The organism is Pseudomonas sp. WJP1 (genome assembly GCF_028471945.1).
Classification (GTDB): domain Bacteria; phylum Pseudomonadota; class Gammaproteobacteria; order Pseudomonadales; family Pseudomonadaceae; genus Aquipseudomonas.
The window spans coordinates 6696853-6719041 of the sequence record NZ_CP110128.1; the positions used below are offsets into that span (position 1 = coordinate 6696853).

At 51.8% G+C, this 22189-nt stretch carries 22 protein-coding genes and 1 pseudogene; 9 read left to right on the forward strand and 14 right to left on the reverse strand.

Going from position 1 to position 22189, the window contains the following annotated elements:
- Positions 1-31 precede the first annotated feature (31 nt).
- A complete protein-coding gene (locus OH720_RS30200; protein WP_272603914.1) occupies positions 32-1801 on the forward strand; it encodes an ATP-dependent nuclease in 1770 nt (589 codons plus the stop codon).
- A 71-nt stretch (positions 1802-1872) separates the two neighbouring features.
- The gene (locus tag OH720_RS30205) at positions 1873-3426 is read left to right on the forward strand and encodes a DUF5677 domain-containing protein (protein WP_272603915.1); all 1554 of its coding nucleotides are present in this window, start codon (positions 1873-1875) and stop codon (positions 3424-3426) included.
- A 134-nt stretch (positions 3427-3560) separates the two neighbouring features.
- Here the strand turns inward: OH720_RS30205 and OH720_RS30210 are convergent, their stop codons facing one another.
- The 4 genes and pseudogenes from OH720_RS30210 to OH720_RS30225 form a co-directional block, all read right to left on the reverse strand.
- A complete protein-coding gene (locus OH720_RS30210) occupies positions 3561-4442 on the reverse strand; it encodes a restriction endonuclease (RefSeq protein WP_272603916.1) in 882 nt (293 codons plus the stop codon).
- Positions 4443-4517: 75 nt separating this feature from the next.
- The gene (locus OH720_RS30215; protein ID WP_272603917.1) at positions 4518-4853 is read right to left on the reverse strand and encodes a hypothetical protein; all 336 of its coding nucleotides are present in this window, start codon (positions 4851-4853) and stop codon (positions 4518-4520) included.
- 101 nt (positions 4854-4954) lie between these two features.
- Positions 4955-6142: a hypothetical protein gene (locus OH720_RS30220; RefSeq protein ID WP_272603918.1), complete on the reverse strand. Its 1188-nt coding sequence runs from the start codon at positions 6140-6142 to the stop codon at positions 4955-4957.
- A 653-nt stretch (positions 6143-6795) separates the two neighbouring features.
- Positions 6796-6962, reverse strand: a pseudogene (locus OH720_RS30225) (histidinol-phosphatase); the annotation flags it as partial.
- A gap of 118 nt (positions 6963-7080) precedes the next feature.
- On the opposite strand from OH720_RS30225, the gene OH720_RS30230 reads away from it, so the two are divergent.
- Positions 7081-8577: a Shedu immune nuclease family protein gene (locus tag OH720_RS30230; protein WP_272603919.1), complete on the forward strand. Its 1497-nt coding sequence runs from the start codon at positions 7081-7083 to the stop codon at positions 8575-8577.
- Between the two features lie 290 nt (positions 8578-8867).
- A complete protein-coding gene (locus OH720_RS30235) occupies positions 8868-9629 on the forward strand; it encodes a hypothetical protein (RefSeq protein ID WP_272603920.1) in 762 nt (253 codons plus the stop codon).
- 82 nt (positions 9630-9711) lie between these two features.
- Here OH720_RS30235 and OH720_RS30240 read toward each other — a convergent pair whose 3' ends face one another.
- From OH720_RS30240 to OH720_RS30250, 3 genes are read right to left on the reverse strand one after another with little or no spacing between them, the layout of a single operon-like run.
- Entirely contained in the window at positions 9712-10101 is a 390-nt protein-coding gene (locus tag OH720_RS30240) for a hypothetical protein (RefSeq protein WP_272603921.1), read from the reverse strand.
- Between the two features lie 2 nt (positions 10102-10103).
- Positions 10104-10574: a hypothetical protein gene (locus OH720_RS30245; protein ID WP_272603922.1), complete on the reverse strand. Its 471-nt coding sequence runs from the start codon at positions 10572-10574 to the stop codon at positions 10104-10106.
- Between the two features lie 42 nt (positions 10575-10616).
- Positions 10617-11012 (reverse strand): DUF6957 family protein, encoded by a 396-nt coding sequence (locus tag OH720_RS30250; protein WP_272603923.1) that lies wholly within the window; start codon positions 11010-11012, stop codon positions 10617-10619.
- A gap of 159 nt (positions 11013-11171) precedes the next feature.
- Between OH720_RS30250 and OH720_RS30255 the strand changes: the two genes are divergently transcribed.
- Positions 11172-11627 carry a helix-turn-helix domain-containing protein gene (locus OH720_RS30255; RefSeq protein WP_272603924.1) on the forward strand — a complete coding sequence of 152 codons (456 nt, stop codon included), beginning with the start codon at positions 11172-11174 and terminating at the stop codon, positions 11625-11627.
- A gap of 251 nt (positions 11628-11878) precedes the next feature.
- Here OH720_RS30255 and OH720_RS30260 read toward each other — a convergent pair whose 3' ends face one another.
- The 3 genes from OH720_RS30260 to OH720_RS30270 form a co-directional block, all read right to left on the reverse strand.
- Complete coding sequence (locus OH720_RS30260) at positions 11879-12913, reverse strand: AAA family ATPase (RefSeq protein ID WP_272603925.1); 1035 nt, start codon at positions 12911-12913, stop codon at positions 11879-11881.
- Positions 12898-14460, reverse strand: coding sequence for an ATP-dependent nuclease (locus OH720_RS30265; RefSeq protein WP_272603926.1), 1563 nt, complete (start codon positions 14458-14460; stop codon positions 12898-12900). The genes OH720_RS30260 and OH720_RS30265 overlap by 16 nt, the downstream gene beginning before the upstream one ends.
- Positions 14461-14789: 329 nt before the next feature.
- Positions 14790-15338 carry an SH3 domain-containing protein gene (locus OH720_RS30270; RefSeq protein ID WP_336299060.1) on the reverse strand — a complete coding sequence of 183 codons (549 nt, stop codon included), beginning with the start codon at positions 15336-15338 and terminating at the stop codon, positions 14790-14792.
- Positions 15339-15910: 572 nt separating this feature from the next.
- Between OH720_RS30270 and OH720_RS30275 the strand changes: the two genes are divergently transcribed.
- A complete protein-coding gene (locus tag OH720_RS30275; protein ID WP_272603927.1) occupies positions 15911-16318 on the forward strand; it encodes a hypothetical protein in 408 nt (135 codons plus the stop codon).
- 18 nt (positions 16319-16336) lie between these two features.
- Positions 16337-16543, forward strand: coding sequence for a hypothetical protein (locus tag OH720_RS30280; RefSeq protein WP_272603928.1), 207 nt, complete (start codon positions 16337-16339; stop codon positions 16541-16543).
- Positions 16544-17121: 578 nt separating this feature from the next.
- Here the strand turns inward: OH720_RS30280 and OH720_RS30285 are convergent.
- Positions 17122-17496 (reverse strand): hypothetical protein, encoded by a 375-nt coding sequence (locus OH720_RS30285; RefSeq protein WP_272603929.1) that lies wholly within the window; start codon positions 17494-17496, stop codon positions 17122-17124.
- Positions 17497-17784: 288 nt separating this feature from the next.
- On the opposite strand from OH720_RS30285, the gene OH720_RS30290 reads away from it, so the two are divergent.
- Together OH720_RS30290 and OH720_RS30295 are read left to right on the forward strand one after the other, a co-directional pair.
- Positions 17785-18816: a hypothetical protein gene (locus OH720_RS30290; protein ID WP_272603930.1), complete on the forward strand. Its 1032-nt coding sequence runs from the start codon at positions 17785-17787 to the stop codon at positions 18814-18816.
- Between the two features lie 34 nt (positions 18817-18850).
- Positions 18851-19840 (forward strand): hypothetical protein, encoded by a 990-nt coding sequence (locus OH720_RS30295; protein WP_272603931.1) that lies wholly within the window; start codon positions 18851-18853, stop codon positions 19838-19840.
- A gap of 204 nt (positions 19841-20044) precedes the next feature.
- Here OH720_RS30295 and OH720_RS30300 read toward each other — a convergent pair whose 3' ends face one another.
- The 3 genes from OH720_RS30300 to OH720_RS30310 form a co-directional block, all read right to left on the reverse strand.
- Positions 20045-20641: a hypothetical protein gene (locus tag OH720_RS30300; protein WP_272603932.1), complete on the reverse strand. Its 597-nt coding sequence runs from the start codon at positions 20639-20641 to the stop codon at positions 20045-20047.
- A 205-nt stretch (positions 20642-20846) separates the two neighbouring features.
- Positions 20847-21680, reverse strand: coding sequence for a thymidylate synthase (locus OH720_RS30305; RefSeq protein ID WP_131653491.1), 834 nt, complete (start codon positions 21678-21680; stop codon positions 20847-20849).
- Positions 21677-22189, reverse strand: a complete 513-nt coding sequence (locus OH720_RS30310) for a hypothetical protein (RefSeq protein WP_131653492.1) — start codon at positions 22187-22189, stop codon at positions 21677-21679. The genes OH720_RS30305 and OH720_RS30310 overlap by 4 nt, the downstream gene beginning before the upstream one ends.

Here is a 22189-nt window from a genome sequence, read left to right on the forward strand (position 1 = left end):
CCCTGCCCACCGTAGAAAAGGAATTCATCCCATGCACGCCTTGAGCAAAATACACATCAAGAACTTCCGCTCTTGCAAGCAAGTAATCCTGCCACTGGGCGATTTCACCCCACTGGTCGGTCAAAATAACGCAGGAAAATCCACCATCCTCGACGCGATCAGATTAGTGCTTGCGCCCAAGGCATTTGCGAAGACAGACGCGAATGATCCGACTCAGCCCATCATCATCAGCGCCTGCGTATCCGGGATTACCGAAGAACTGATTGCGCAAATCCCTGAAGCCAAACATCAAGCAGCGATTACCCCTTACTGCATCAACGGTGACCTTTGGATAAGGATTTCTGCTTCGGGCTCAACCAAACCGACCACAGAGGTCTGGGGTAATGCTGATATAGATGAGCAAGGTCTCCCTACGTCGTGGCGCTCCTATCCGACGGGGTTGCCTCAAGCCATTTCGGCATTGTTACCTGAAGCGTTGCATATCCGCGCCATGGATGATGTCCAGGAAGACCTAGGCAAAGGCAAAGCTGGCAGCACAATTCGTGGGCTACTGGATGAAATCATGTCACCCATCCTCACTGCTCACCAAGAGGTTCAGGATGCACTCACAGCAGTCAGGAATATATTGGGATCCGACGGAGAGAACCGATCCCCTCTGCTGACTGAGTTCGACACCAGCGCCACCAATGCCCTCTCAAGCTTCTTCCCTGGTTTGATGTTAAACCTGGACGTACCGTCAATCGACGTTAAGGAGTTTTTCAAGAGCGGTGATTTAAACGTGACCGATGAGATATCCGGTCAAACCAGACGATTCGACACTTTAGGAAGCGGTGCTCAGCGCGCAATACAAATGGCCTTGATCCGGCTCCTAGCCGACATCCGTAAAACCCGCGATCAAGACCTTGCGCGTCGTCTTCTGCTGATCGACGAGCCTGAAATTTTCCTCCACCCTCAAGGTGTCAGAGGCCTTAGAGAAGCACTTCATGTGCTTTCAAAATCCGGTTACCAGGTTGTTTTCACCACCCATTCGCCATTGATGGTGAGCAGGGATAACGCGCCCGAAACGGTCATCGTGCGCAGATCACGGGAGAATGGTTCCGAGGTTCGCATTCCGATGGGAGCGGCGGTTGCGCAGGCTATGGCAGAGGCGCAAGCCCAATCTCGAACTCTTTTTGAGCTTGGGAATATTGCTGAAATCTATTTCGCAGAAAAGGTAATTCTCTGCGAGGGCAAGACGGATCAGAGACTGCTTCCACTCATCTACGAAAAGCTCTACGGAGTCCGGCCTGAACTCGAACGGATCTGCTTTGTTGCTCTCGGCAGCTGTACTTCCATTCCCAAGGGCTTTTCTGTACTGACCGCAATGGGTATCAAATGCGGCGTGATCGCTGACTTAGATTTTGCATTCACTCACGCCAGGGGGCCCTGGCTGGCGAAGGAGTGCGAAGAGATGGATAAGGTCAGATCTGTGCTGCAAGTCATCGGCCAAACCGAAGGATTCCAGATCGGTGGTAACGGCATGCCTCAGAACTCCAAAAACGGCTCAGCAGCTGACTGCTGGGCTGCTTTTGCAAGAAATGCTGACGGCCAAGTTCTTGCGAATGCTGCTCATGAGGCAATGAAAGATTTTACAACCTGGGTCTGGCCAATGGGGTGCATTGAGAATGCATTGAACATTGAGGAGAAGGGAGAGGCAGCCATCATCGCTCAGGAAGACAATATCCGGAGCTGGGAGCCAGAGATGATTGATCAAGAGTTTCCTGTTTTCCGTACCAGCCTAGATTGGATGCGGGCTATCTAACGGCACGAACTCGTCGTAATACTTCTATTCGGGGCGGTTTGAAAAGTGCATAGCCAAACAGGAAGTAGCTCATGTCTAACAGGAAGAAAAAGCAAAACCGCTCCGGAAAGGTTACGTCATCACTGGCAGATCACAAAAGGGTAGGCAAAGCACTCATACCTCCCATGATGCAACTCACAGGGATGAGTTTCTCGTCATGGGCGAATACTCGCCTGCCGGAGATGCTTTGGGCCTGCCTGGTCGTCACCGTAATACCGCGTGAAGAGGCAATCGAAGTTTTTCGAGACATCGCATCCATCGGCATTCGCTATCGGCGTGATGAACACGACCAGGAGTCAAAACCAGCACTGGGCTGGTCGCTTCGCCACTCTGATTTGCCGAACCAGCCGAGAGAACTCTTTAACGCCCTAGTGAGCCGGGTGCTGCACTGTCATTCAGGCTTGCAAGCGTTGCGTCCGTTACTACTCCTCGAGAACCTTCCCGGTCGAGACTGGTGGAAAGCAGCCCTCACTGTTGAGGCATCCGAGGGCGACTGGGAGACCCTTGGCCTAGCGGTACTGAAAACCTTCGACCACCAATCCCAAGAAGCAACGGATGTGCGCTGGCTAAGCGTGCTGTTCAAGCTAGGACTAGGGGAAATCTTCGTCATGGAGGAAATGAGGGAGCGGATTCAGGAAATTATCGAATATCCACGCCGAGGAGATATGAGATCAGTTCGTCCCTCCATCAGGTCGATGGAAATGGCCGTCATCGGCCTTAGACCGGATCAAGAACCTAGCCCGTGGCCCGAATTATTTTGGGGTTACACACTGGAACATACCCATTGTTTGCCAGCTCCGTTAGAGGCCAGGGGTGGATCTGCCCATGACCCCAAATCCCTGGGCAAAACAATCAAAGATGTCCGCGAGAGTTTACTGGCTCATTGGTTCATGAGCTTAAGCAGCACGGGCCTGAATCAAAAACATGATGGCGTTTTTGGGTTTGGGTTCTTCGCTCTCGCCTGCTTAGCCGAAATGAGCATGGGGCCGTTGAGCTCTGCGATTACCGGAAGGCTACTGCTTCGATCTCTTACTGAGTGCAGGATTTCGCTGGCTTACCTTGTACGCTGTGGGAACGACGAGATGTGGCAAAAATTCCGCTCCTATGGCGCCGGCCAAGCCAAGCTGGCACTGCTCAAGCACGAGGAAATGACCGGCCAAAAACCTCGGTTTGTGACCCAACAGGCTTTGGAAACCTTGGCGAACGAAGACTACTTCCAAGAGTACGTGGAGATCGATCTAGGCCATTGGGCCGGTAAAGATCTTCGCAGGCTAGCAGAGGAGTCAGGCACGAAGGATGACTACGACAGGTACTACGGTTGGGCCTCGGGCTTCGTCCATGGACAATGGGGTGCAATAAGGGACAGTAACTTCACTCACTGTCTGAACCCTCTCCATCGGTTCCATCGCATCCCACTGCCATACCACCGGATGCTAGAACCTACCATCGCTGATGCGCTGCACTTAGTAAATGCCATTCTTGCTGACGTGAACACTGCGTATCCTGGATTTGATACGCGCTTCGAGATCGAGGACGCACCAAGGGATGAGGAAAATAATGCAGCGGCTCCTAAAGTGCCTGCATAGGATGAGGTTTGGGAATAAACAGGATTGATCTGCAGGTTCATAATGATCCAGAATCGGTACATTAAGCCTATAAAACTGGCTTAGTGTCCCTTTTCGGGCACATTACACGACCCCTTCATCTCGAGCCGTGCTTGTCATTGCTTGGACAACTCATCCAGCGGTACGAACGCAGCGCCAGTTTCTGCAGCAGCTCTGACCTTCCGGTCAATTACCTCCGCAATGGGTATCCGCCGCCCCAGTGCCTTGTAGATGTCTTCACCGGACATGCAGATTACCTTTCGGCCTCTGCCAAAAGCATGGAGGCCTTCTTGTGTGAACCCTCCATAGCTAATGAAAACACCACGCGCCCAGGCAGCCTTTTGATCAAGCTTGCCTTGGAACGTATGGAGCTCAGCGGCTCCAATCGGATCTCTGACCCATTTGGCCTCAATCAGATACGTTTCGTTACCGAGTTGGAAGCTACCGTCTATTTGCTCCCCCACCAGACTGAACGGCGAACGAGCCTGAAGCTTGGATGAGTCAAAAAGCTCTTTGAGAAATCCTTCGAATTCGTAGCCACGCTTCTGCGGAGGCAGATCACGCAGGTCGTATAGCCGCTGCTTCAGAGCATCGAGAATTGGGCCCTGATCAACCACCACTGCCGCAGCGAATGGATTCCGAACCACAGCAGCGTGCGCACCAGGCGACTCTATGGACTCGAGTAGGGAGAGGAAGCGACCTTCGGCGTTCACCACCGCCTCCTCAGTTTTACTCTCTTCCCGGATTGATTGCCGGTACTTCCAGAGGGCCTTAAGCACACGGGCAACCGTAGGGTGATCGGCGTTTTGAAGGAGGCATTTAACACGCCTGGCCTTGGAGGTGCCATCCTTGGAAAACATCTCGTGCGAGATGTCGATCTCAAGCTCCTCCATGAAAAACTCGTCCATCGTGCGGTTGGAAAAGTCGAGAACGTATCCGCCGCCCATGTCGAAGATCGAATCAAGGAACCGCATCTCAGTCGATTTGAAATTCGCCACACCTGTCCTCATTTTTCAGTTCGTTGAAGGCATGAATCCAAACTAAGATCACACAGATAGTCCGACTGCCAATATCTACATCGATTTGACCGAGACCACTTCGACATATTTGTATTTTTTCCTGGCAGCCCTCACAGCTTCCTGCTCAGCAAGCAGGGAGCTCAACGTGTCGGCTTCGTGAATCAGCTCGTGCATCTTCCCTTCAAATTCGTTTCCAACCCGGAGCGTAACCTTGAGCCTAGGCGTGAACGCTTTCGCCACTTTCTTCTTGGGTGCTAGGGCGACCACGGGTTTCGTGAACACAACCTCTGGCACAGCCTCCTGTACTGGAGCTGCAGGAGCCTCATTTTCGGGTTGGGCCGTCCCGAAAAGGGCTCGACGCATTTCTTCTTCAGTCAACTCAGGGTTCATAACATCTCAACGGGCGGTTACTAGCTCGCTCAATTCTACTAGGATGGCTGCTGAAAGGTGTCGTCTGGAAGGATGGACGTCACGAACTGATGCCTCAGGCGCTAGTAGTCCATGTTGGTATGAAGCTCCCACATATAATTCCAGTGGTCGATAAACTCTTCCATGGCTTCCGCCCCGCCCGAGATCGCGTCCCTGTAAGAGAGCAAGGATTCCTCATCGAACGACGGATCAATACCTGCCTCCATCAGCCGGTAGGGGCCGGCGAGGTGAGCCATGCACAGCAGCTTGTCGACATCATCGAAGACAGCGCAATTTAACTCGTGATCGTTGGCTCCTACAGGGATGAAAGAGAACCTGGCACTTTTCCCGAATTGGGTGATATTTCCAGGGATTGTTCCGATGCTCGGGATGTGCACATGCAACGCTCCTTTGTCATTCTCGTAGCCACCGTGGGCGAATGGGTTGCGAATACGTTCCTTGATCTCTCGCATTCCCTGAAGCGTTTTGCGCGCCGCTGGCGATGGATTTGCCCCTAAAAGCTCGTCGAGTTTCTCATTCCAATTCTTGGACATGAAATCTTTGAAGCCGTCTTCAGGTAAAGGAGCGCCAGTGAAGGCACGAAGCAAATTCAATCTGTGTTCTAAGGCACTGAAATATGCATCGACCATGGCAACCGAGTGATAGAAACCCTCCTGCTGCACCTTCATGCTCCGGCTGTAGCCGTGCATAAGCGCAGAGATAATGCCCTCAGGAGACTCGTTACCGCCCTTGGGCTTTTCCTTTGCTTTTCGCTCGGCGAGTCGAAAAGCCTTGTCTGCTTGGCCCCGGAAAAACTCATATCGAGACACGAACTCACTGAGGTGATTGCCGATGGTCACATTGCCAGAAGAAACCTGCTGTTCCAGCACTGGTTTGATGAATTTCTCGACAATGTTTACTGCACTTTTGAGCTGCCCCTCGATACGCTGCTTACTCTTGCTCAAGGCATGCGATCTAAGCATGGTGAGGCCAAACTTGCCCAGCTCAATGGCGACGGGCTCTCCATGGAATGTGCCATAAACCGTCCATCGAACCTTCTCGCGGGGGCCAGACCATTTCCACCCCAAGAAATTTCGCAGCATAAGCAAGAGCATTTCAGGCACTGGAAAATTCTCCCGGGCTAATCGCGAGCTGCTCAGTTCGTAAACATTAATGGCAGGGGCGTTGCTGGAGAATCCTTCTAATCGTTTTGCAAGATCACAACGTAATAGTTCAAGCCGATCTTTTTCCAACTCACCGTTTTCTGACATTACCGACCTCCTCTGTCGAATCGTATGTGGCTGCCGCTGAAATCAGCTAAAAGTCCGGCGCATCATTTTGTAAGCCCTGCTTCTGAAGATCCGGATGTGGTGCGGAGGCTCGATATGTTCGAGCAGACCTGATTCAATCCTGAATTGCTTAACCCAATCAATAATTACTGGCAAGCCTGATAATAGACTCGTCTGCAAGCACCTCCTACCCAACGCCTACCATGAGGCGATTCAGGGGACTGAAGCAACAGATGGCAAGTAGAGGGTGTCGGCCCACGACGGGCCAGAGGCTTGAGGATAAAAGCCCGTAAGGGCCAAAACCCGGCGTTTCCGGGTTTGTTTCACGACAGCCGGGGCAAGCTCACAACAACGATCCAGAGATCATTGAAGCCGACTAACGTCGGCAAAGGGCCTGATGGTGATACCGGTGGGTAGAGTCGGCTCCCTCTTTCTGCTCCTCGCCCCCGTCCATCGGGAGCCGGCTCGCATATTTCCGCCTCACGCGCGCGACCATTAACGATGCTGATTGAGAACAAAGCTATTTCGTTCTCAAAAAATCTCCGCATCAGGCTCAAGGTTTTCCGAAACTAACCGTTTGTCATAAGTAAGTACCCTTTGAGCAACGGCTTTGACCCCTTCCACAGATGACTTTACACATCGCCTGTTGTGCACATCAGTGTTGCTGGGAAAGACCTAGGCATGAGCGCGTCTGCAGTTTCGTACCATTGCACCACGCACCATCCGGAGTGCCTATGTAGCGCTCGCCAGTGAATGACTGATTCATCACTCCGAGCACAGAGCGCTGACCATCGTTGAGGGCACGGGAACACCTGTCTGCTTCTCGAAGATCGGGGGGATCGATACACTGGCTCTGTGCCTAGCTATATGACGGCTAATCAGCCTCCAAAAGATGATCTTGTTATCAAGGATGACAGCTAATGCCTTCTATGCGCCCTTCCCAGTTCGCCATGCAGCAGCGCAGCGACGGTGGCCCTTTTCTTCGTTTCGAATTTGATGATCATGGGGAAGATTTGGAGGAGGACGATTTTGCCCCGCCCGAATCAATTGGCGGGTTTGAGATGGAGGGTGACATTGAAATCTACGGTGTCTCTCGCGTGTATTACAGCGATTTGGCACTGTCAGAGAACTCGCCTGACTGGCACTTGATATTGAAAGTGACTCCGGACGACCTCACCATCTATCCCATCTTTCCTAGATCGGGGCATTCTAAATACGCTGATTCCAAATACGACACCGTCAAGTCGATCAGGATCACTCGCCAAGTCTGCCAACCCTATGCCCATCCAACTGACGAGGGCAGTGTCGAAGAGGTACTTGCAGATTTGCCGGCAGGACTCGCCAAGGACTGGCGCTATGGTCTCGGATTTCATTATGAATACCGTTTCATAGCTTTGGCCGTAGCCGAATTAGATGGCGTCGAAGAGATCGTACTTCACGGCGGGCGAGGTTATGACGACACACGAGTACAGGGCAGTACCTATTATCTTGGAATCGGCCAACTTGAGCTCTTAAGAAGGGGGCTGGATCGGCTGTCGCAGCGTCATCAACGGGAGACGGCTGCAGATAAGAAGCTGATCTGCTACACCGGACTTCTGCACAGAGCTGCCCCAGGAGTTTATCCGCCGAAAGCACGCAAGCTTCCTCCCGATGTATTGTCCAATCTTATCTCGCTGGGCTCTGTCAACCCTCAGCTCTCCCCGAAAGACCAGCAACAAGCAGTGAGGCTCACGCAGCAGAATGTTCCGACTTTGGCGAAGTCCGAACCTCGTACCCTGTTCAACCTCAAGGAGCAGATTGAGCTCGTCACACTAGGCGAACTCATTGAAGTTTATCGGAAGATGATGAATAGCAATGTCGGCGAATCCCGGTGGCAAGCTTTCTTGAGCGACAACCCGTTTATTCTCGACATGGCATTCGGGTATCCCGTAAAGAAAATCGCCGACCAACCCTATGTAGGGGGAAAGAATTTCAGCGGTCGAGGTGGCCAATATTCCGACTTCCTGATGGCGGCAAGGGCCACCGGCAATCTCGCTCTAATCGAAATCAAGCATCCCCAGCATGACCTGCTTGGTAGGCAGTACCGGCAAACCTATACCCCGTCCCATGAGCTCAGCGGTTCAGTCGGCCAGATCATCAGTCAGCGTGGCAATGTCCAGCGCGAGATCTTTGGCCTGGCGCGTGACTTCAAGGATCGTGTTCACGCCCATGCTGTTGCTGCCATCGTCATTATTGGCCGCACTCCAGAGGAAGAGGATAAACAGGAAGCTTTCGAGCAGTATCGAAATAGTCTGAAAGACGTACTGGTAGTGACCTTCGATGAACTACAGGTTCGCCTTGAGAGCATCCATCAAGCGCTCACGCCGCGAATACTTGCAAAGCCTGAGCCGATTGGTGATGAAGATTTACCATTCTAAAATTGTTCTAAGTCACCAGTGCCAGCCGCAAAATTTTTTTGCCCGTAGGCTTCTCCTCTGGCAATGAATGGCGCTTGAGCCATCCATGATGATCACTGGGGAGGCCCCTACGAGCTAGAAAGGCATCGATCCAGTTTGACGATCCAATCCCGTTTTAGCTAATTCGGCGGCAGGGTTGGTTGTGAGAGAACACATCCCTATTGCAGACCTGCAGCAGCCTGTCTTAGATTCACGGCCCTTTAAGCATGGCGGCAGGCTGCCAGTCCCAGGATTCTGAGGTTACGACGCTAATGAGCTCCACGATTAATTGGGAAGTCGAACTTACCAGTGGCATACCCATGTACTTGCATCAGCTTTCTCGTGAAAACGATAACAACGGGCATTTTTGGGTCTGGGGAGGAGTCGACGACTACCTCGACTGCACAAATGACCACTTCAGCTTCAGCTCCTCACATTTCGACGATATCGAAGATGACCCTGATGTGGCCTGGCAGGTAGCGCACGAGCTTCTGTCGCTGTTCAATGGAGCCATGGCATTGCTGTGGAACCAGCAACACCCATTCCGGATTGCGCGCCTCTTGTGTGAGGGCCGGAGCGTAAACTACGTCGAAAAACGCAACCTGCATGGCCTTCTGGGTGCTCTCCCAGCCTCAGCGAAGCGAGGCAGGGATCGGGAAGACAGTGCGTTTGTTTTTCACCTTGTATCGCTTGCTTGCGAGTATCAAGATGCTCACCACTTGGTCAAGCTGTTTGAGCAAAAGGGCGGTTGGACTACCTACTACAAGATTCTCGAAACAATTGAGTCCTATACGACGAAGTACGGTTTAACTGTGCCTGTAGACAAAAAGATTCAAAAAAGCTTTGAGCTGACTGCTAACAATTTTTCGATCAGTGGTTTCGAGTCGCGGCATGGATTCAAGCAGCAGGCGAAGGAAATCAAAACCGCCTCGCTGACTATCGAGGAAGGTTATAAATTCATCAGTGTGTACGCAAGGCGGTACCTGTCCGCGCGGTTCGGCCCTACACTCCGGCAGAGACCGACTCTTAGATAGTTCCATGTGCTAGCTGATAGCCTTAAAGCCTTTCACCGCAGCAGAACGTCGCTAAGGGCACCGTACAGCAACGATACAGGATTTATTGCAGCCGACTAGGCGTCGGGATAAACCGATCACCCGCAATACGTATGAACTCCCGCAAGCTACGGCGCCCGACGTCCCGCCTGAATGTCGCAACAACGTACTTCGAGTTGACAGTGTTAATCACCCAGAACCTGCCTTCCTTCGTCACAGACTGGATGTCCGATGTCCGAATCAGACGACCATCCGCAAATCGTTGATATGGCCCTGGGCAAATGTGACTGAACACGACACCAATGGCGCTGCAGGCATAAATGTGAACATTCACCAGAAATGCAGTAACCAGCCCGTCGTAATCCTGGCTCGCTGCTTTGGCGAGGCGAAGCAGGTCAAAGTCCGAGTAGCGTTTCACGTGCAAATCGACTGCGACCGTGTTGATCTCTTCCATGGTTACGAACCTCTCGATACAGGAGTTACGGTGGTCTCTGGAGCCGTCCTCCGGTATAGCTCCTTCAAGCCAGTCAGAGACTCAACATCCAAATCACGCTGATGAGTATTGACGTACACATCACCGCTCTCGACCTTCAAGACGCAGATTGGCACTTCAGCCTGATTGAATCCCATGGCGAGCGAGGTCAGCTTCTCCATCCTCCAGCTAGACCCCTTGTTCATCCACCCTGGAGTGACGACTTGGACTTCCTGCACGAGCAGGTTCTCGTTCTGAGAGACCAGCAGTTCAACCAGACGGGGCTCGTCGCTCAACATCTCCTCGTAAGCTACGAAGCGGTCTTCGTGTCGACGCTTCAGGCTCACGTGATACCAATGAGTGACTAGGGATCGCGACACCGCGTGAAAATGAGCGAGACCGTCCCCGAACATTCCCACCGGGCCGGCCTGATCTTGCATGCTAATCCTGAACATCGTGTATCTCGTGTAGAGCAGGCCCGCGAAGCGCTCCTGCGATTAACATAAGCCAAATATTGTCTTCAGCGAGGCAGTCATCTCGCGCCCTTTTCCCACGAGCACGTACACCGTGTTTCGCGTCTCGAACAGGCAAACGCCATCGAATGATTTGCATAGGGTCGAGCGCACCCACCCTCCAGGTGGGAACCGCCCGTGCCCGTCATAGATGACGCAATGCGCATACATGAACATCGGCTCAAGGCCTGCTGCACGAACTCGGGCAAGCGATTCAGCAGGTTCGCCCACGTGGAAGATGAGCCAATCTTCGACTGTGCAGTACGCCTTGCGAGGAAAGCGCTCAGCCACTAATGCCTCTATCTCGGCAGGCGACAGCGATGTGCCAGCTGAGGAAACCTGGCCATCCTGCAGCAATCCAGGCTCTGAAGAATTACTCATAAATTGCAGCTCCCAAAATCAGCGGAAAGAAAACGGAGCTTTCTGCAAGCGCTAATCAGCAAGCGATCACGGCTAAAAGGCCATCGCAATGACTATATACATTTGTTTGGCCTCTATCAAACCCGGCATACCGTCCTCTTTTTCGGAGGGGATGCTCTGATGTCTTTGCGCAAGGCTTACGCGGCGACGTTGCAGTGGCTGAGGGTAAGGCGTGGCTTATCGCAGGCTGATTTTCAGGATAAGGCTGATCAAGGTCACATTAGTCGGCTGGAAGCCTCAGCGGTCTCAGTCAGCGTCGATCTCAGTGCAGATCTAGCTCAGGCTCTGGGCCTTCGACCTCTGTCGTTTCTTACGCTTGTGGCTGCGGCGGATGAGGGTAAGACAGCGCGCTCCGCCTTGAACGAAGCTCTTGCCGAGTTGCAGCAACTCGGCGTATTGGACGAGGTTCTGCCACGTGAGCCTCAAACACTTGTCCCACCCCAAACAGCGGCGGTGGCAGAGAAACTGAGAAAGGTAAAGGAACTGAAACGCGCAGGGCTCACGCAAACTGAAATCAGCGAGCAGCTGGGAATGCCCAGAACTACCGTCCGGCGGCTATGGCATGCTGAAGATTGATTCAGGGTGTCCAAACCCATCACTGATGAAGGTATCAGCGCTGATGGTTCCGTGGTGGGTACTGACCACAGTGAACTCCCGGTGCGTCCTTGCCACGTTTCAGAGAGGAAACGGACGTGCGAGTCTTCGCCAGTTCCAGCCCACGCTCTAGTATGCTTGTGACCGCCCGGCCAGCTCATGCCCAACATAAACTCTCCGAACGGCATACTGCTCGCCAAACAGTCGTTGCGCTTGACGCTGAAGATCCCGGCTTAAATAGTTTTGAACGGTTTGAAAAGCTTTTCCGGTGCAAGAAACAGCCTCCCTCGTGTCCGTGAGAAGGCAACGTAGAGTTTGTTTTTTGTCTGTGGGGGGAGCGCGGCGAGCGAAGATGTTTCGTAGACCTTCCAGTGAGTAGCACCTAGCACAACGCACACATCGTTGTAGTGATCCAGCCCTTTACTGGCGCCCCAGTTGTTGGACAGACATCCGTACTTGTAATGCTCCTGGTAGAACAGCTTCACCACGCTGGCGTCCGCGTGCACGGCGTTAGCATCCGCTTGACTGGCCAGAGGAATGATTTGGGTTTCATACGTATGCTGTGACTGCATATCAATCTGCAGATGTGCACGAATAAAATCACATACGGTGACACCACACCTCCAGCTTCGACTCAATGTCTCTTTGTCGACAGTCACTCCCGCCTTTTGAAAAAGCTTTTCGTATTTCCCAATGTCAGCGTGTAGCGAGCTGTTCACGTTTCCATCACGACTGGTGTCGAACGTATGTTGGTAGAAGTCACCTACAAACAGCATCTCAAGTTTGGCTTTCGCCAATGCCATTAGCAGGTTGAAGTCATGGCCTGCTAGATCTTGAACTTCGTCAACATAAAACTCATCGTAAAAGCGCTCCATTCGCGCCATCACGTCAGGAATTGCACCAGCGGTCTCTAAAAGCTTTGCGAGGCGGTTGTGGTACAGGCTGCCACTCGTAGTGGCGTAATACGCCATATTGTCCCGCTTGAGCTTTAGCGTACGGGCGTGCGGAGCTCGAAAGCTGATTCCTCGCGTCTCCAAATGTACCTGCAGCAGAGGGCGATAGCAGAAGCTATAGAGGAACGTGAAATAACTCAGCAGGTTGATGTTTTTTGGGACATGGCCAAACCGTTTGATGATGCTATCGCGCAAGTGGCGATAGTTGTTCTCAGTATAGGTGATTATCAGTGCGCGCTTTTCTAGGCTCAGACGCTTCACTAGCAAGGTGGTCTTCCCTGACCCTGCCACAGCGAACATCACTCGTTTATCCATTGGATTGCCTCCGCGATGTAGGCAGGAACGGTGAGCTCGCCTGGCTTTCCCTTGAGCAGCTCAAACGCGGCTTCTGCCTTGTTTGCCAGCATGTATTCCAAGGGTGAAAGGGTTTTTCGTCCTGGGCCGAAGACGGCCTTGCAGGTTTCCACGTTGTCGTTGTGCAACCCTATTTCGAAGGTTGAACGGTCATTGTCTTCGTCGGCAAAGACTTTGGCATTGTCCGAAGCGAAGTCGACGTAATTTTCTATGCAGTTTTTCTGATAATTCTTGTCATTGTCTCGTATGGCTGCGACTCGGATTCCAAGCAGGTTAGCGAGCTCCATGTACCTTTTGAAGCTGGTGCCGCCAATAGAGATTATGTGAACGTCATCGACATGCGGCAGACGCCCATTGGTGCATTGCTTGTAGAATTCTTCCACCAGGATGAATTCCGCATCACCTTCAACCAATATCACCTTCTTCGAAAGCGCGAACTCCAGGACATTGTTGTCAGGGGCCTTCATGAAGAATTCTGCGGTGTCAGGTGATAGGGCTTTAAGTGAGCCAGCAGCTGCATTCGGGCCGATCAAAAGGGCATGACGAAGATCAAGCCTTGAGCAAATATGGCTGCTGTGGGTTGCGATGAAAAGCTGTGTGCTTTCGTTCTCCGCTAGCTTGGCGACAAGTGCTTTCATAGAGGAATGGCTGAGATGGTTTTCAGGCTCCTCCAATAGCATTACATCTAAGCCTCCTTGCTTGTGCTTGCTCAGCGCAAATTCGGTCTTGATGAAGCACTGCCTTCCTTTCCCATGGTTCTCAAGCGGAATATTGTCTTCCGTGATGATTAGGTCAGTTTCCAGGTTCGACCGGACGCTACTCCGTACGTCAAATTGATACGCGGGTAGGTCAGCGTTGAGCGCTGCGAGATGTTGTCCTGTAAATGCATGCTTACCTTGGCGATACAGGTTCTCAAGCTTATAGCGGTCTTCAACGGGGGCGTTGAAAGCGTACACGGCTCGGGTGTATTCACGAGATGCGTGGTCGCCATCAATACGTGAACCGTCTAGCATCATGTGCTTGATGGGGCGGTTGAACGCTGCATAGGGCCTGCCGGCAAACGTTTCAAACCGCACCGCGTAATATTCGAATGGGAAGTTCGGCTGATCATCAGCCAAGATGGCTTGCACCGCTTCGCCATACTCGGCCATCACCGCAAGGATCATGCGCACACCGTCAGTCTGGCGCTGGTGGGCGTTGTTCGTTCCATACAGGCTTTCGTCGTCACTTTCCTCTAGGAAAACGTCGACTATCAGCTCAGGTAGTTTCTCTAGGCTCTTCTCCCCAGCAAGGAACGTGGTCACCGAATCCTTGTTGAGCAGAGTTTCAGCACCCAGAGCTTCGATTCGATTGCGACTTCCACCGAGCGCGAGGTCTAGGGCGAGCAAAATGCTGCTTTTTCCTGCCTCATTGTTGCCAATCAGCACGGTTTTCCCAGGCTCGAAATCGAGCGTGAGAGATTTGAATTTTTTGAAGTTCTGGATTACCACTTTCCTTATGGTGTGCATGTCTAGCCCTGAGTTGGAAAAGTCAAAAAAATGAGGGTGAACCACCTGAGGTGCAGAGTCAGATTGGTTGCGGATTCATAGCCAGTACCTAGCTATCTGCAAGGAAACCTATCGTCACGAGGTGGCCTAGTCCACCGATTTTTATGTATCCAAAGCGCCGGGCGTGTCTTCTCCATCGGCACGTCATTGAAGTTATATTTGCAGAGTCAACTCCGCCTTGAACACAAGGTCGATGGATGCGACATCAGGCGGCACAAGCTCGGCATGCCCTTTTTTCGTGACGCCGCTGCGAAATTGTAATCCTCGGCAAGACGTCATCAGATAATCGCTCAAACGCCGTAGCGCTTGTTTCCTCCTGAAGTAATGCAGTACCTACCGCCCCTTGGCCCTATGCAAACTGTTCCAGAAGAACATGGGCACGAGGAACCGTAAGCTGGAGTCTGTTGACGAGAAGGCTGTGGAAGCTGGGCCGACGGTCTGGGCTTCGAAACAACGTAGCAGCCTGACCCGCTGCACAGATTTTTGGACGAAAGCCATTTCGAAGATTGACCATCAATGCTGATGCGCGCCCATTCATTCCGCGTCTCGAAGACCTGAACCTTTTCACCGCGTTTCAACTTTGAGACGACCTTACCGCCTGGTTGATCCCGAACATTCAGATTATCTGCGCTCACAAAGTGCTCAGTTGCGGAAGCAGGGGCCGGGGCTGACGGTGAGGCCGTGGAAATCGACGCTAGCGTATTCGGCGTGCTCAGAGCGTATGGCTGTACCGGGGCTGGAGGCGCGTCTTTGTTCCCCATCACCCACAGGACGGCAAAAAGAATCAGGAGTGGGACAAACCATGACTGGGACTTCTTACGCATATCCATTGCTCTCATTCGGCACGCAATAAAGAGGCTGTGCTATTGGCCACCTGACGTCATTCACCGCAGCATCTGGCACACCTTTCTCGCTGAAAGTGTAGTGTTTTCGTTGAAGTTACCTACTAGAGATGAACGAGCAGCTGCTTTTGCCTCTTGTAGTATCTGCTCAGCGTACATAGCCAGATCATCATCTGGCAGCGGGTAGCCTGCAGCGGATAGAGATTCGGCACGCTTTTCAATTAGCAGACGCTTGGGATCGCGAACCGTTTGGTAGGCTCTGCCTGGTACACGTCGAGTTGTGTCCATTCGCGGCCCCCCTGAAGGCCGATGACTAAGAGCGACTAAATTACTTTTAGAACGATAACAGAACGCTCTGAAAAGCGATGCTCCGCTGCGAGTCATGAGGGAGGGTGCGTTACGATCTATGCTTCACAGAGGCGTAAACACCAAGCAAGCGGGGCGCGCAGGCGTGAGGGATGCGAGCCCGCAGGGGTGAGACACGCCTTGGCGGGGCTCGATTTACGGCAGCCTGACGCCGCAGGCGGCACGCCATCAGCGCCACCTCGCTTAAGCAAGAGGTATCCCCAATGCCCGACGATGAACTCCGCGAGCTGGAAGCAAAGAGGCGAAAGGCTTTGTGGATGCTTGCGAACGTATCTCCAGGCGATTCGAAGGCATTCGATGCCTTGTCCATCCTTGATGATCTTGAACTTCAAGAGCGAAAAGACTCCCCTCATACTGACAAGGGGCTTGAGCTCAACAGGGTTCTGGATTGTGTCACGGTGCAGCATCACCACTCCGGAATCGACATCATCTTGGAGCAGACTATCCCGCAGCCCTGGAGGGAGCGCTTCGTTCAGGCAAGCGTAGGGTCGACCAGGTTGGTAGATGGCCCTTATGCGGGGGATTGGTATAAGTTTCTCAGTGGCTGGGAGGCAGAGATGCGACACCTCGAGGCACACAGAGCTGCCAGCAGTAAGCCCAAGCTGGATTGATGCAGACGGAGAATAGATGTGGAACGAGACAGCGATGACACCGTGTATTGCGATATCCAAATGCCGGTGGCTCAAGGGCGGGAGCTATTGGCGTTAGTTAATGCCCTGCGAGAGTCGAAAGCCCATCCACGTCTCGACAGAGTCTTCGAACACATGCAGTACGAGCTCAGTACGTCCATCGATATCGTGGATAACCCGCCAACGTGGGGGCCTTGGTGCCAGTGAGCCGTACTACTCCGCTCACAACCCCAGATCAGCCTCAACCTTGATACCGCGAAGCTTTCTAGGAAGTGCATTCGGGGGGCACCACTCAAGTGCTCTGGAGATGCACAGATGCCAGATCTCAACCTGGACATAAAGGACATCATCAGCCGTGTCCAGAGGCATCAACCCACGCGGCCTCAGCACCTGCCTAAGAACGTTTATGACGCCCCGAGGGTAACGACCGCGCCCTTGAGCATTTGAAACTGCCGCGTACCGGAAGCGACCGGCATCGCGATAGCCATCAGCGACCATTTTCAGCCGTTTTCGTAGTTCCTTTTTGCTCATCCTAGGCGCGACTGTCCACCAGATGAGTTCCACCTCTTCTAGATCCATTCCCTCTGGTGGGATGTCACCGTAATCTTCGTACTGCTCAAGCGGAACCGGACGAGCCTTTCTGTTTTGTAGAGACATCAAAGGGGAGCCCGCTGAATTCGGAAAAAATCGTACGTTAAGGATTTTCGGGCTGCCATAGTAGCCAAAATTCTTTCCTCCAGCCTGTGGCCAGATCGTACTGCGCAGTGTTCAGCTTCTCTGCGTTCCTACTGCTGCTGTTGTATTTGCAGGCGCAGTTGTCTCAGGCTCTCTTGCCGCTCCAGGCGCCGTTGCTGTTTCTGTTCATCATCCTGTTCCAGACCCTGTTGCCGCTCCTGTTCATCATTACGATCAGATTGGTCTTGGAGATAGTTTCCTATGGACTGGATGGCGCTAGCGGCAGCACCTGTGTTCGTGTGATCTGCAGCTGAATTTTTCCTGTTTTTGTAGTCGAGCTGGTCGGGATTTGGATCACAGTAATTCTTACCTCCACGGGTAACAGGATTAGTGCAATCCATGTCAGATCCCATAGCCGAAGAACCTGCGGTCATAGCAAATGCTAGGGCAATCACCCTGACAATAATCGCGGTTGTGGTGTGCATTTCTGAGCTCCATGCGGGCTGATTTTTCGGAGTATTATTCAGATTTTCTGGGTTCGCTAGCGAGAAACCACTCAATGTGTTGAGCAGGTTCTCAAATGATGGTCGTGCCTGAGTTCAAACGAGCCGAAATTACGACTGTTTTCAACAGAATAGGTCGGTAGCAGCCGTTGGCGATTGACCGCCGCAGCCAAAAGCAGGGCGATGATAATAAAAACTCCCCCATCATTTTCCTTTCCCTTGTCTATAACTTTATAACGGCACCTCCATCCACGACCTGCGAGCGTCTCTATGAAAATTGCCTTATTTCTTCTGGTTTCGCTCGTGCTGCAAGAGACGCAGGCCAATGAAGCGACTTTTGTAAAAACCAAGGAAGGCTGCTCAACCATGTTGGAGGTCATCACGTTTGTCGACTCTGTGTCATGGTCGGGAAAATGTGTCGATGGCCTAATTGAAGGTGTTGGGATTGCAACCTATGTTAAAGGTAATAAGAAAATTAGCTTTATCGAGGAGTATATGGGGGGGGTTAGGGCCTATCCTTACATCGTAGATAAAAGCGGCGCCATCAGATTGGGAGGAGGAGCAGAGGCTCGTTATGTCACGATGGCGGTGTGCAAAAAACTTGATGAGTGTACGGCGCTCTATGATTACGCGGTGAAGAGCAAAAGGCTTGCCTCACTGGACAATCGAATCGGCAAGGATATCGAGATGTTTGGCCGCGAAACTACCCTCTACGTCATTGGAGGGGGCAAGGTCGTGTATACCAAACACCCGCAGGGTCGTTCACTTGATTTTGATTATTCCGGCGTTAAGGTCTCCGAGCCATCGCCGAAGAATGCCTTGTCCCTAGGCCAGAATGCCGAGGATGCGGGGACGTATGATGGCACAAAGTACAAACCAGGTACTGGGTGCGAAAGAAATCTTTCCTATTTATCTAGTCGCCTTAAAAAATTTAGTCCGGCCATGATTAATCAAATAAGGGAAGCGATCCTTGCTACTGATATGATTGGTATGATGTCAACCATTAATCAACAAGGGCTTTCACCTCAAGTTGCGATAAACCAATCACTCCAGCAGGCTGATGCGTTTGATCAGACGGCGGCTGAGGCTTTAAGCACAGTAGAGCAGGTAGATGCGTACGGTACGACCGACGAGGAATTTGAAATGGCGATCAAGTCCGGAAAGTTATCTGTTACCAGCTGCTCTGGCATTCACGACTCGGCTTTGTGTACGGCGATTGTCAATAAGTACGGTGCCATAGCTTCTAGGGCGGTGGCGGCAAATTTAATGTGTTTCAAACGAACCAACCAGTGGCCGCTGTGATTATTTTTGCTAACTTACTGTCGGTTCGATAAATATGAAGAGATCAATTAGCTACCCACTAAGTCAAGGTTTGTTGGAGAGCCTTCAATGGAGGGTTGGTCGAAAGCTTTTAATTATAACTATAATCATTCTCTCAGATATCGCGATAGCAGGTGATAAACAAGCTCCAAGTCGACCTTTTGATGAAACCGTTGAAAGCTGCAAGAACTATAAGGATGAGGTTTATCAAGCGCTACATGATCAATTCCAAAAAGAAATTAGTTGCATATCATCGACAAAGGCTAATATTTCAGAAGGGGAAGAGTGCAACGATTTGACGGGACGAGTACACAAGGGGGTTATTGCGTGGCCCCATTGCCAAGAGGCTGAGTATCATTGCTCACTTGTTAGATCTTCGGAAGATGCCTCCCTTTGCATGAAACAAGCCAAGTCGCAATATGGCCTTGAATTTCCTAAAGCCGATGGAATTTTTTCTGATTTCTCCAAGGCGGATACGCTATTCTCCGAGATAAAGGAAGGTTACCATGCAGTGATAAATCCAGTAGCGTATTTGAATGAAAGGGTAGTTCAAAATCTTTCTGAAGCCAATAAGGATGCGCTTATCAATTCCGTCTTTAATGAATATGGAAAGCTCAGTCCGTATGGTGTTAAGGTAACTGATCAGTTTTATAATTGGGGTTTCAAAAAATTGACTTTGAACTCAAAACAGTTGAGTCGCAATCCTATTATAAAAGCAATCCAGAGGGAAAGTTTTACAGCTCTAGGGAATATGCAGCAACAAATGCTTGGGGAAATACAAGGTTTACAAGATTCCATCAAGGACGTGGGAACTCATTACCCTCAATCATCCAAACCCGCGAGAACTGCTATTCAGGCAGGCACGGCAAGAAAACCGGTTATTCCGAAAGCATCTGCCCCATCATCACCGGAGTGCGCAATTCTAAGTGATGGCGTAGCGGCCTCCGATTTGTCCATTGATCATCCAGGCCAATTTGAAGCTCTTGTCAAAAAATGCGGCGGATAACAAGCAAATGGCGATCAGGTGCATGATGGATTCAGACCTCGCCGCTGGGCTGGAGCACATCAATTTGACGGACTAGCGGCAAAGCCGAAGGCTGGAAGACGGGAAGACGGGAAGACGGGAAGACGGGAAGACGGGAAATTTAGGCCGCTACGACAGGTTGGAAAACCCTAGCGTACGATTTTTTCCGAATTCTGTAGGCTCCCCTCAAAGCGCTGCGTCCCAGGCATCCATCGCCTCACCCACAGTCGCGTACCAGTGGAACTCTCTGTTCTGGAAGGCGCTAGCGACTTGCCTGTTTGTATTGCCGTCAACCCAAGGTGGAAGACTTTCAGTACCCCCAGAGAATAGGCTAGCTGCCGCGACAACGAATCGACCTGTACTCACGCACTTCAGGCACGTGTAGCGCAGAGCTGCACCGCTGGGTAACCGACGCCAGGCAACCACCTCAATACAGTCCAGGACGCCCTGTCGAGCCTCTACAAGCGAATCCGATTCCTGTGCCACCTCGGAGTCGGTGATTACCTTCAACGGCGCGTTGGGAGCTCCTGGCTTGTGCACCAGATGCTTCAGCTCCTCACGTGCTGTGATTATTTGTTCGCGAATTTCTTCAGGATCGATGGACATGCCGCCTTCGGGCGTCACCTTGAGGGTTTTGAGGCCGTTCGCAGCCGCGATGAAGTCACGCTCTCGCGTTTTCTCCGACTCCGAGCGGCGGTCGGGATTGATAAGGTTCCAGAGTCCTGTGAGGAGCTTCAAGGCATTATCCTCGGGAGAGGTTGCGGCTGTAGTTACTGCGATCATACGGCAACCTCCAAATCGACTTCACTCGCCATCGCAAACATCTGGCTTTACAGCCAGCCATATTGAGGAATCGTAGGTCGACGAGGCTCTCCAGCAGAGTTGATCCGGGATCAGCCTCCAGGCATCGAGCACCGGGGATATCTCGTCGAGCGGGCGTAAAAAAACCGGCCATGAGGCCGGTCATTTTACTGGGTGTCGCTGAAGATCAGATTGATACAGGTGCAGAGATATGCGGGTGCGGATCGTAGCCCACCACCTCGAAGTCTTCGAACTTGTAGTCGTAGATGGATGCTGGCTTACGAAGCAACTTCAGCTCAGGCAACTGACGTGGCTCACGTGCGATCTGAGTCTTCACTTGCTCCATGTGGTTGGAATAGATGTGGACATCGCTGAGCGAAATTACGATCTCACCAACGTCGAGGTCGCACTGTTGGGCGAGCATGTGCGTCAGGCACGCCAGGGATGCCGTGTTGTACGGGAGCCCCAAGAAGCTATCTGACGACCGAATGAACAGGTGCGCTGACAGCTTATTATCCACGACATAGAACTGATAAAGCAGGTGGCACGGAGGCAGCGCCATCTTGCCCTGCCGAGCATTTTCCTGAGGACTTACCTTCTCGTCAGGCAGGTACTCCACGTTCCAACCATGGAACAGGATTCGCCGGCTATTGGGGTTGGTCTTCAGGGCGTTAACGACGTAGTCGATCTGGTTGATTGTGCCACCATCTTTGGTTGGCCAGGCAGTCCACTGCTTACCGTACACAGGCCCGAGGTCGCCCTCTTCGGTGGCCCACTCGTTCCAAATTTTAACGCCATTTTCATTGAGCCACTTAACATTGGTATCGCCGCCGAGAAACCAAATAAGCTCGTTAACAATACTTTTGAAGTGCAACTTCTTTGTTGTGAGCAAAGGGAAGCCTTTCGATAGGTCATGGCGGAACTGCCTACCGAATACACTGATAGTACCAGTACCGGTTCGATCACCTTTGACCGCACCATTCTCAAGAACGTCTGTCAGTAATTCTAGATAACCTTTCACGCATTTTCCTCCGCCTGGGCAGCTTCCAGGATACTGATAACTTGCTTAAGCTTATCAATTTCTTTATGAGACTCCAAGAGCCGATTATTGGCGTCTGCCAAAAGGTTCTTATAGGTATCTCTTGAACTAATCATACTTTGATATTTTTTCTCATTGGTCTGAGCTAGGTCGTCAGCTATTTTAGCCTCAGTAAACCAGTGGAGAACCTCGATCCGAGCAGCTTCCAACTTCTCAGTTAGCAATACAAGAGGATCAATTGGCTTCCTGTTCGAGACCTTCTTACGCAGAACTTCGATACGGCGATTTTCCTTGATAATATCAAGGCGCCCCAAAGGCCAAACACGCTGTCGGATAGTATTGCGATGCATACCAGTAATACGGCTAAGTTCCGCAACAGTTGCCTTCAAAGAGTCATCCGCAGCGATATCAAGAAGTGCCTGAGCCAATAACTCTGTGTACTGATCAAAGTCTTCTTTGTTTTTCTGATCGAATGCCCTTGGATCAGCCAT

Bases quoted from the DNA above. Each gene is read 5' to 3' on its own strand.
- OH720_RS30200 (WP_272603914.1), top strand. From the start codon at position 32: ATGCACGCCTTGAGCAAAATACACATCAAGAACTTCCGCTCTTGCAAG.
- OH720_RS30205 (WP_272603915.1), top strand. From the start codon at position 1,873: ATGTCTAACAGGAAGAAAAAGCAAAACCGCTCCGGAAAGGTTACGTCA.
- OH720_RS30215 (WP_272603917.1), bottom strand. From the start codon at position 4,853: ATGAACCCTGAGTTGACTGAAGAAGAAATGCGTCGAGCCCTTTTCGGG.
- OH720_RS30220 (WP_272603918.1), bottom strand. From the start codon at position 6,142: ATGTCAGAAAACGGTGAGTTGGAAAAAGATCGGCTTGAACTATTACGT.
- OH720_RS30230 (WP_272603919.1), top strand. From the start codon at position 7,081: ATGCCTTCTATGCGCCCTTCCCAGTTCGCCATGCAGCAGCGCAGCGAC.
- OH720_RS30235 (WP_272603920.1), top strand. From the start codon at position 8,868: ATGAGCTCCACGATTAATTGGGAAGTCGAACTTACCAGTGGCATACCC.
- OH720_RS30240 (WP_272603921.1), bottom strand. From the start codon at position 10,101: ATGGAAGAGATCAACACGGTCGCAGTCGATTTGCACGTGAAACGCTAC.
- OH720_RS30245 (WP_272603922.1), bottom strand. From the start codon at position 10,574: ATGTTCAGGATTAGCATGCAAGATCAGGCCGGCCCGGTGGGAATGTTC.
- OH720_RS30250 (WP_272603923.1), bottom strand. From the start codon at position 11,012: ATGAGTAATTCTTCAGAGCCTGGATTGCTGCAGGATGGCCAGGTTTCC.
- OH720_RS30255 (WP_272603924.1), top strand. From the start codon at position 11,172: ATGTCTTTGCGCAAGGCTTACGCGGCGACGTTGCAGTGGCTGAGGGTA.
- OH720_RS30260 (WP_272603925.1), bottom strand. From the start codon at position 12,913: ATGGATAAACGAGTGATGTTCGCTGTGGCAGGGTCAGGGAAGACCACC.
- OH720_RS30265 (WP_272603926.1), bottom strand. From the start codon at position 14,460: ATGCACACCATAAGGAAAGTGGTAATCCAGAACTTCAAAAAATTCAAA.
- OH720_RS30270 (WP_336299060.1), bottom strand. From the start codon at position 15,338: ATGAGAGCAATGGATATGCGTAAGAAGTCCCAGTCATGGTTTGTCCCA.
- OH720_RS30275 (WP_272603927.1), top strand. From the start codon at position 15,911: ATGCCCGACGATGAACTCCGCGAGCTGGAAGCAAAGAGGCGAAAGGCT.
- OH720_RS30285 (WP_272603929.1), bottom strand. From the start codon at position 17,496: ATGCACACCACAACCGCGATTATTGTCAGGGTGATTGCCCTAGCATTT.
- OH720_RS30290 (WP_272603930.1), top strand. From the start codon at position 17,785: ATGAAAATTGCCTTATTTCTTCTGGTTTCGCTCGTGCTGCAAGAGACG.
- OH720_RS30295 (WP_272603931.1), top strand. From the start codon at position 18,851: ATGAAGAGATCAATTAGCTACCCACTAAGTCAAGGTTTGTTGGAGAGC.
- OH720_RS30300 (WP_272603932.1), bottom strand. From the start codon at position 20,641: ATGATCGCAGTAACTACAGCCGCAACCTCTCCCGAGGATAATGCCTTG.
- OH720_RS30310 (WP_131653492.1), bottom strand. From the start codon at position 22,189: ATGGCTGATCCAAGGGCATTCGATCAGAAAAACAAAGAAGACTTTGAT.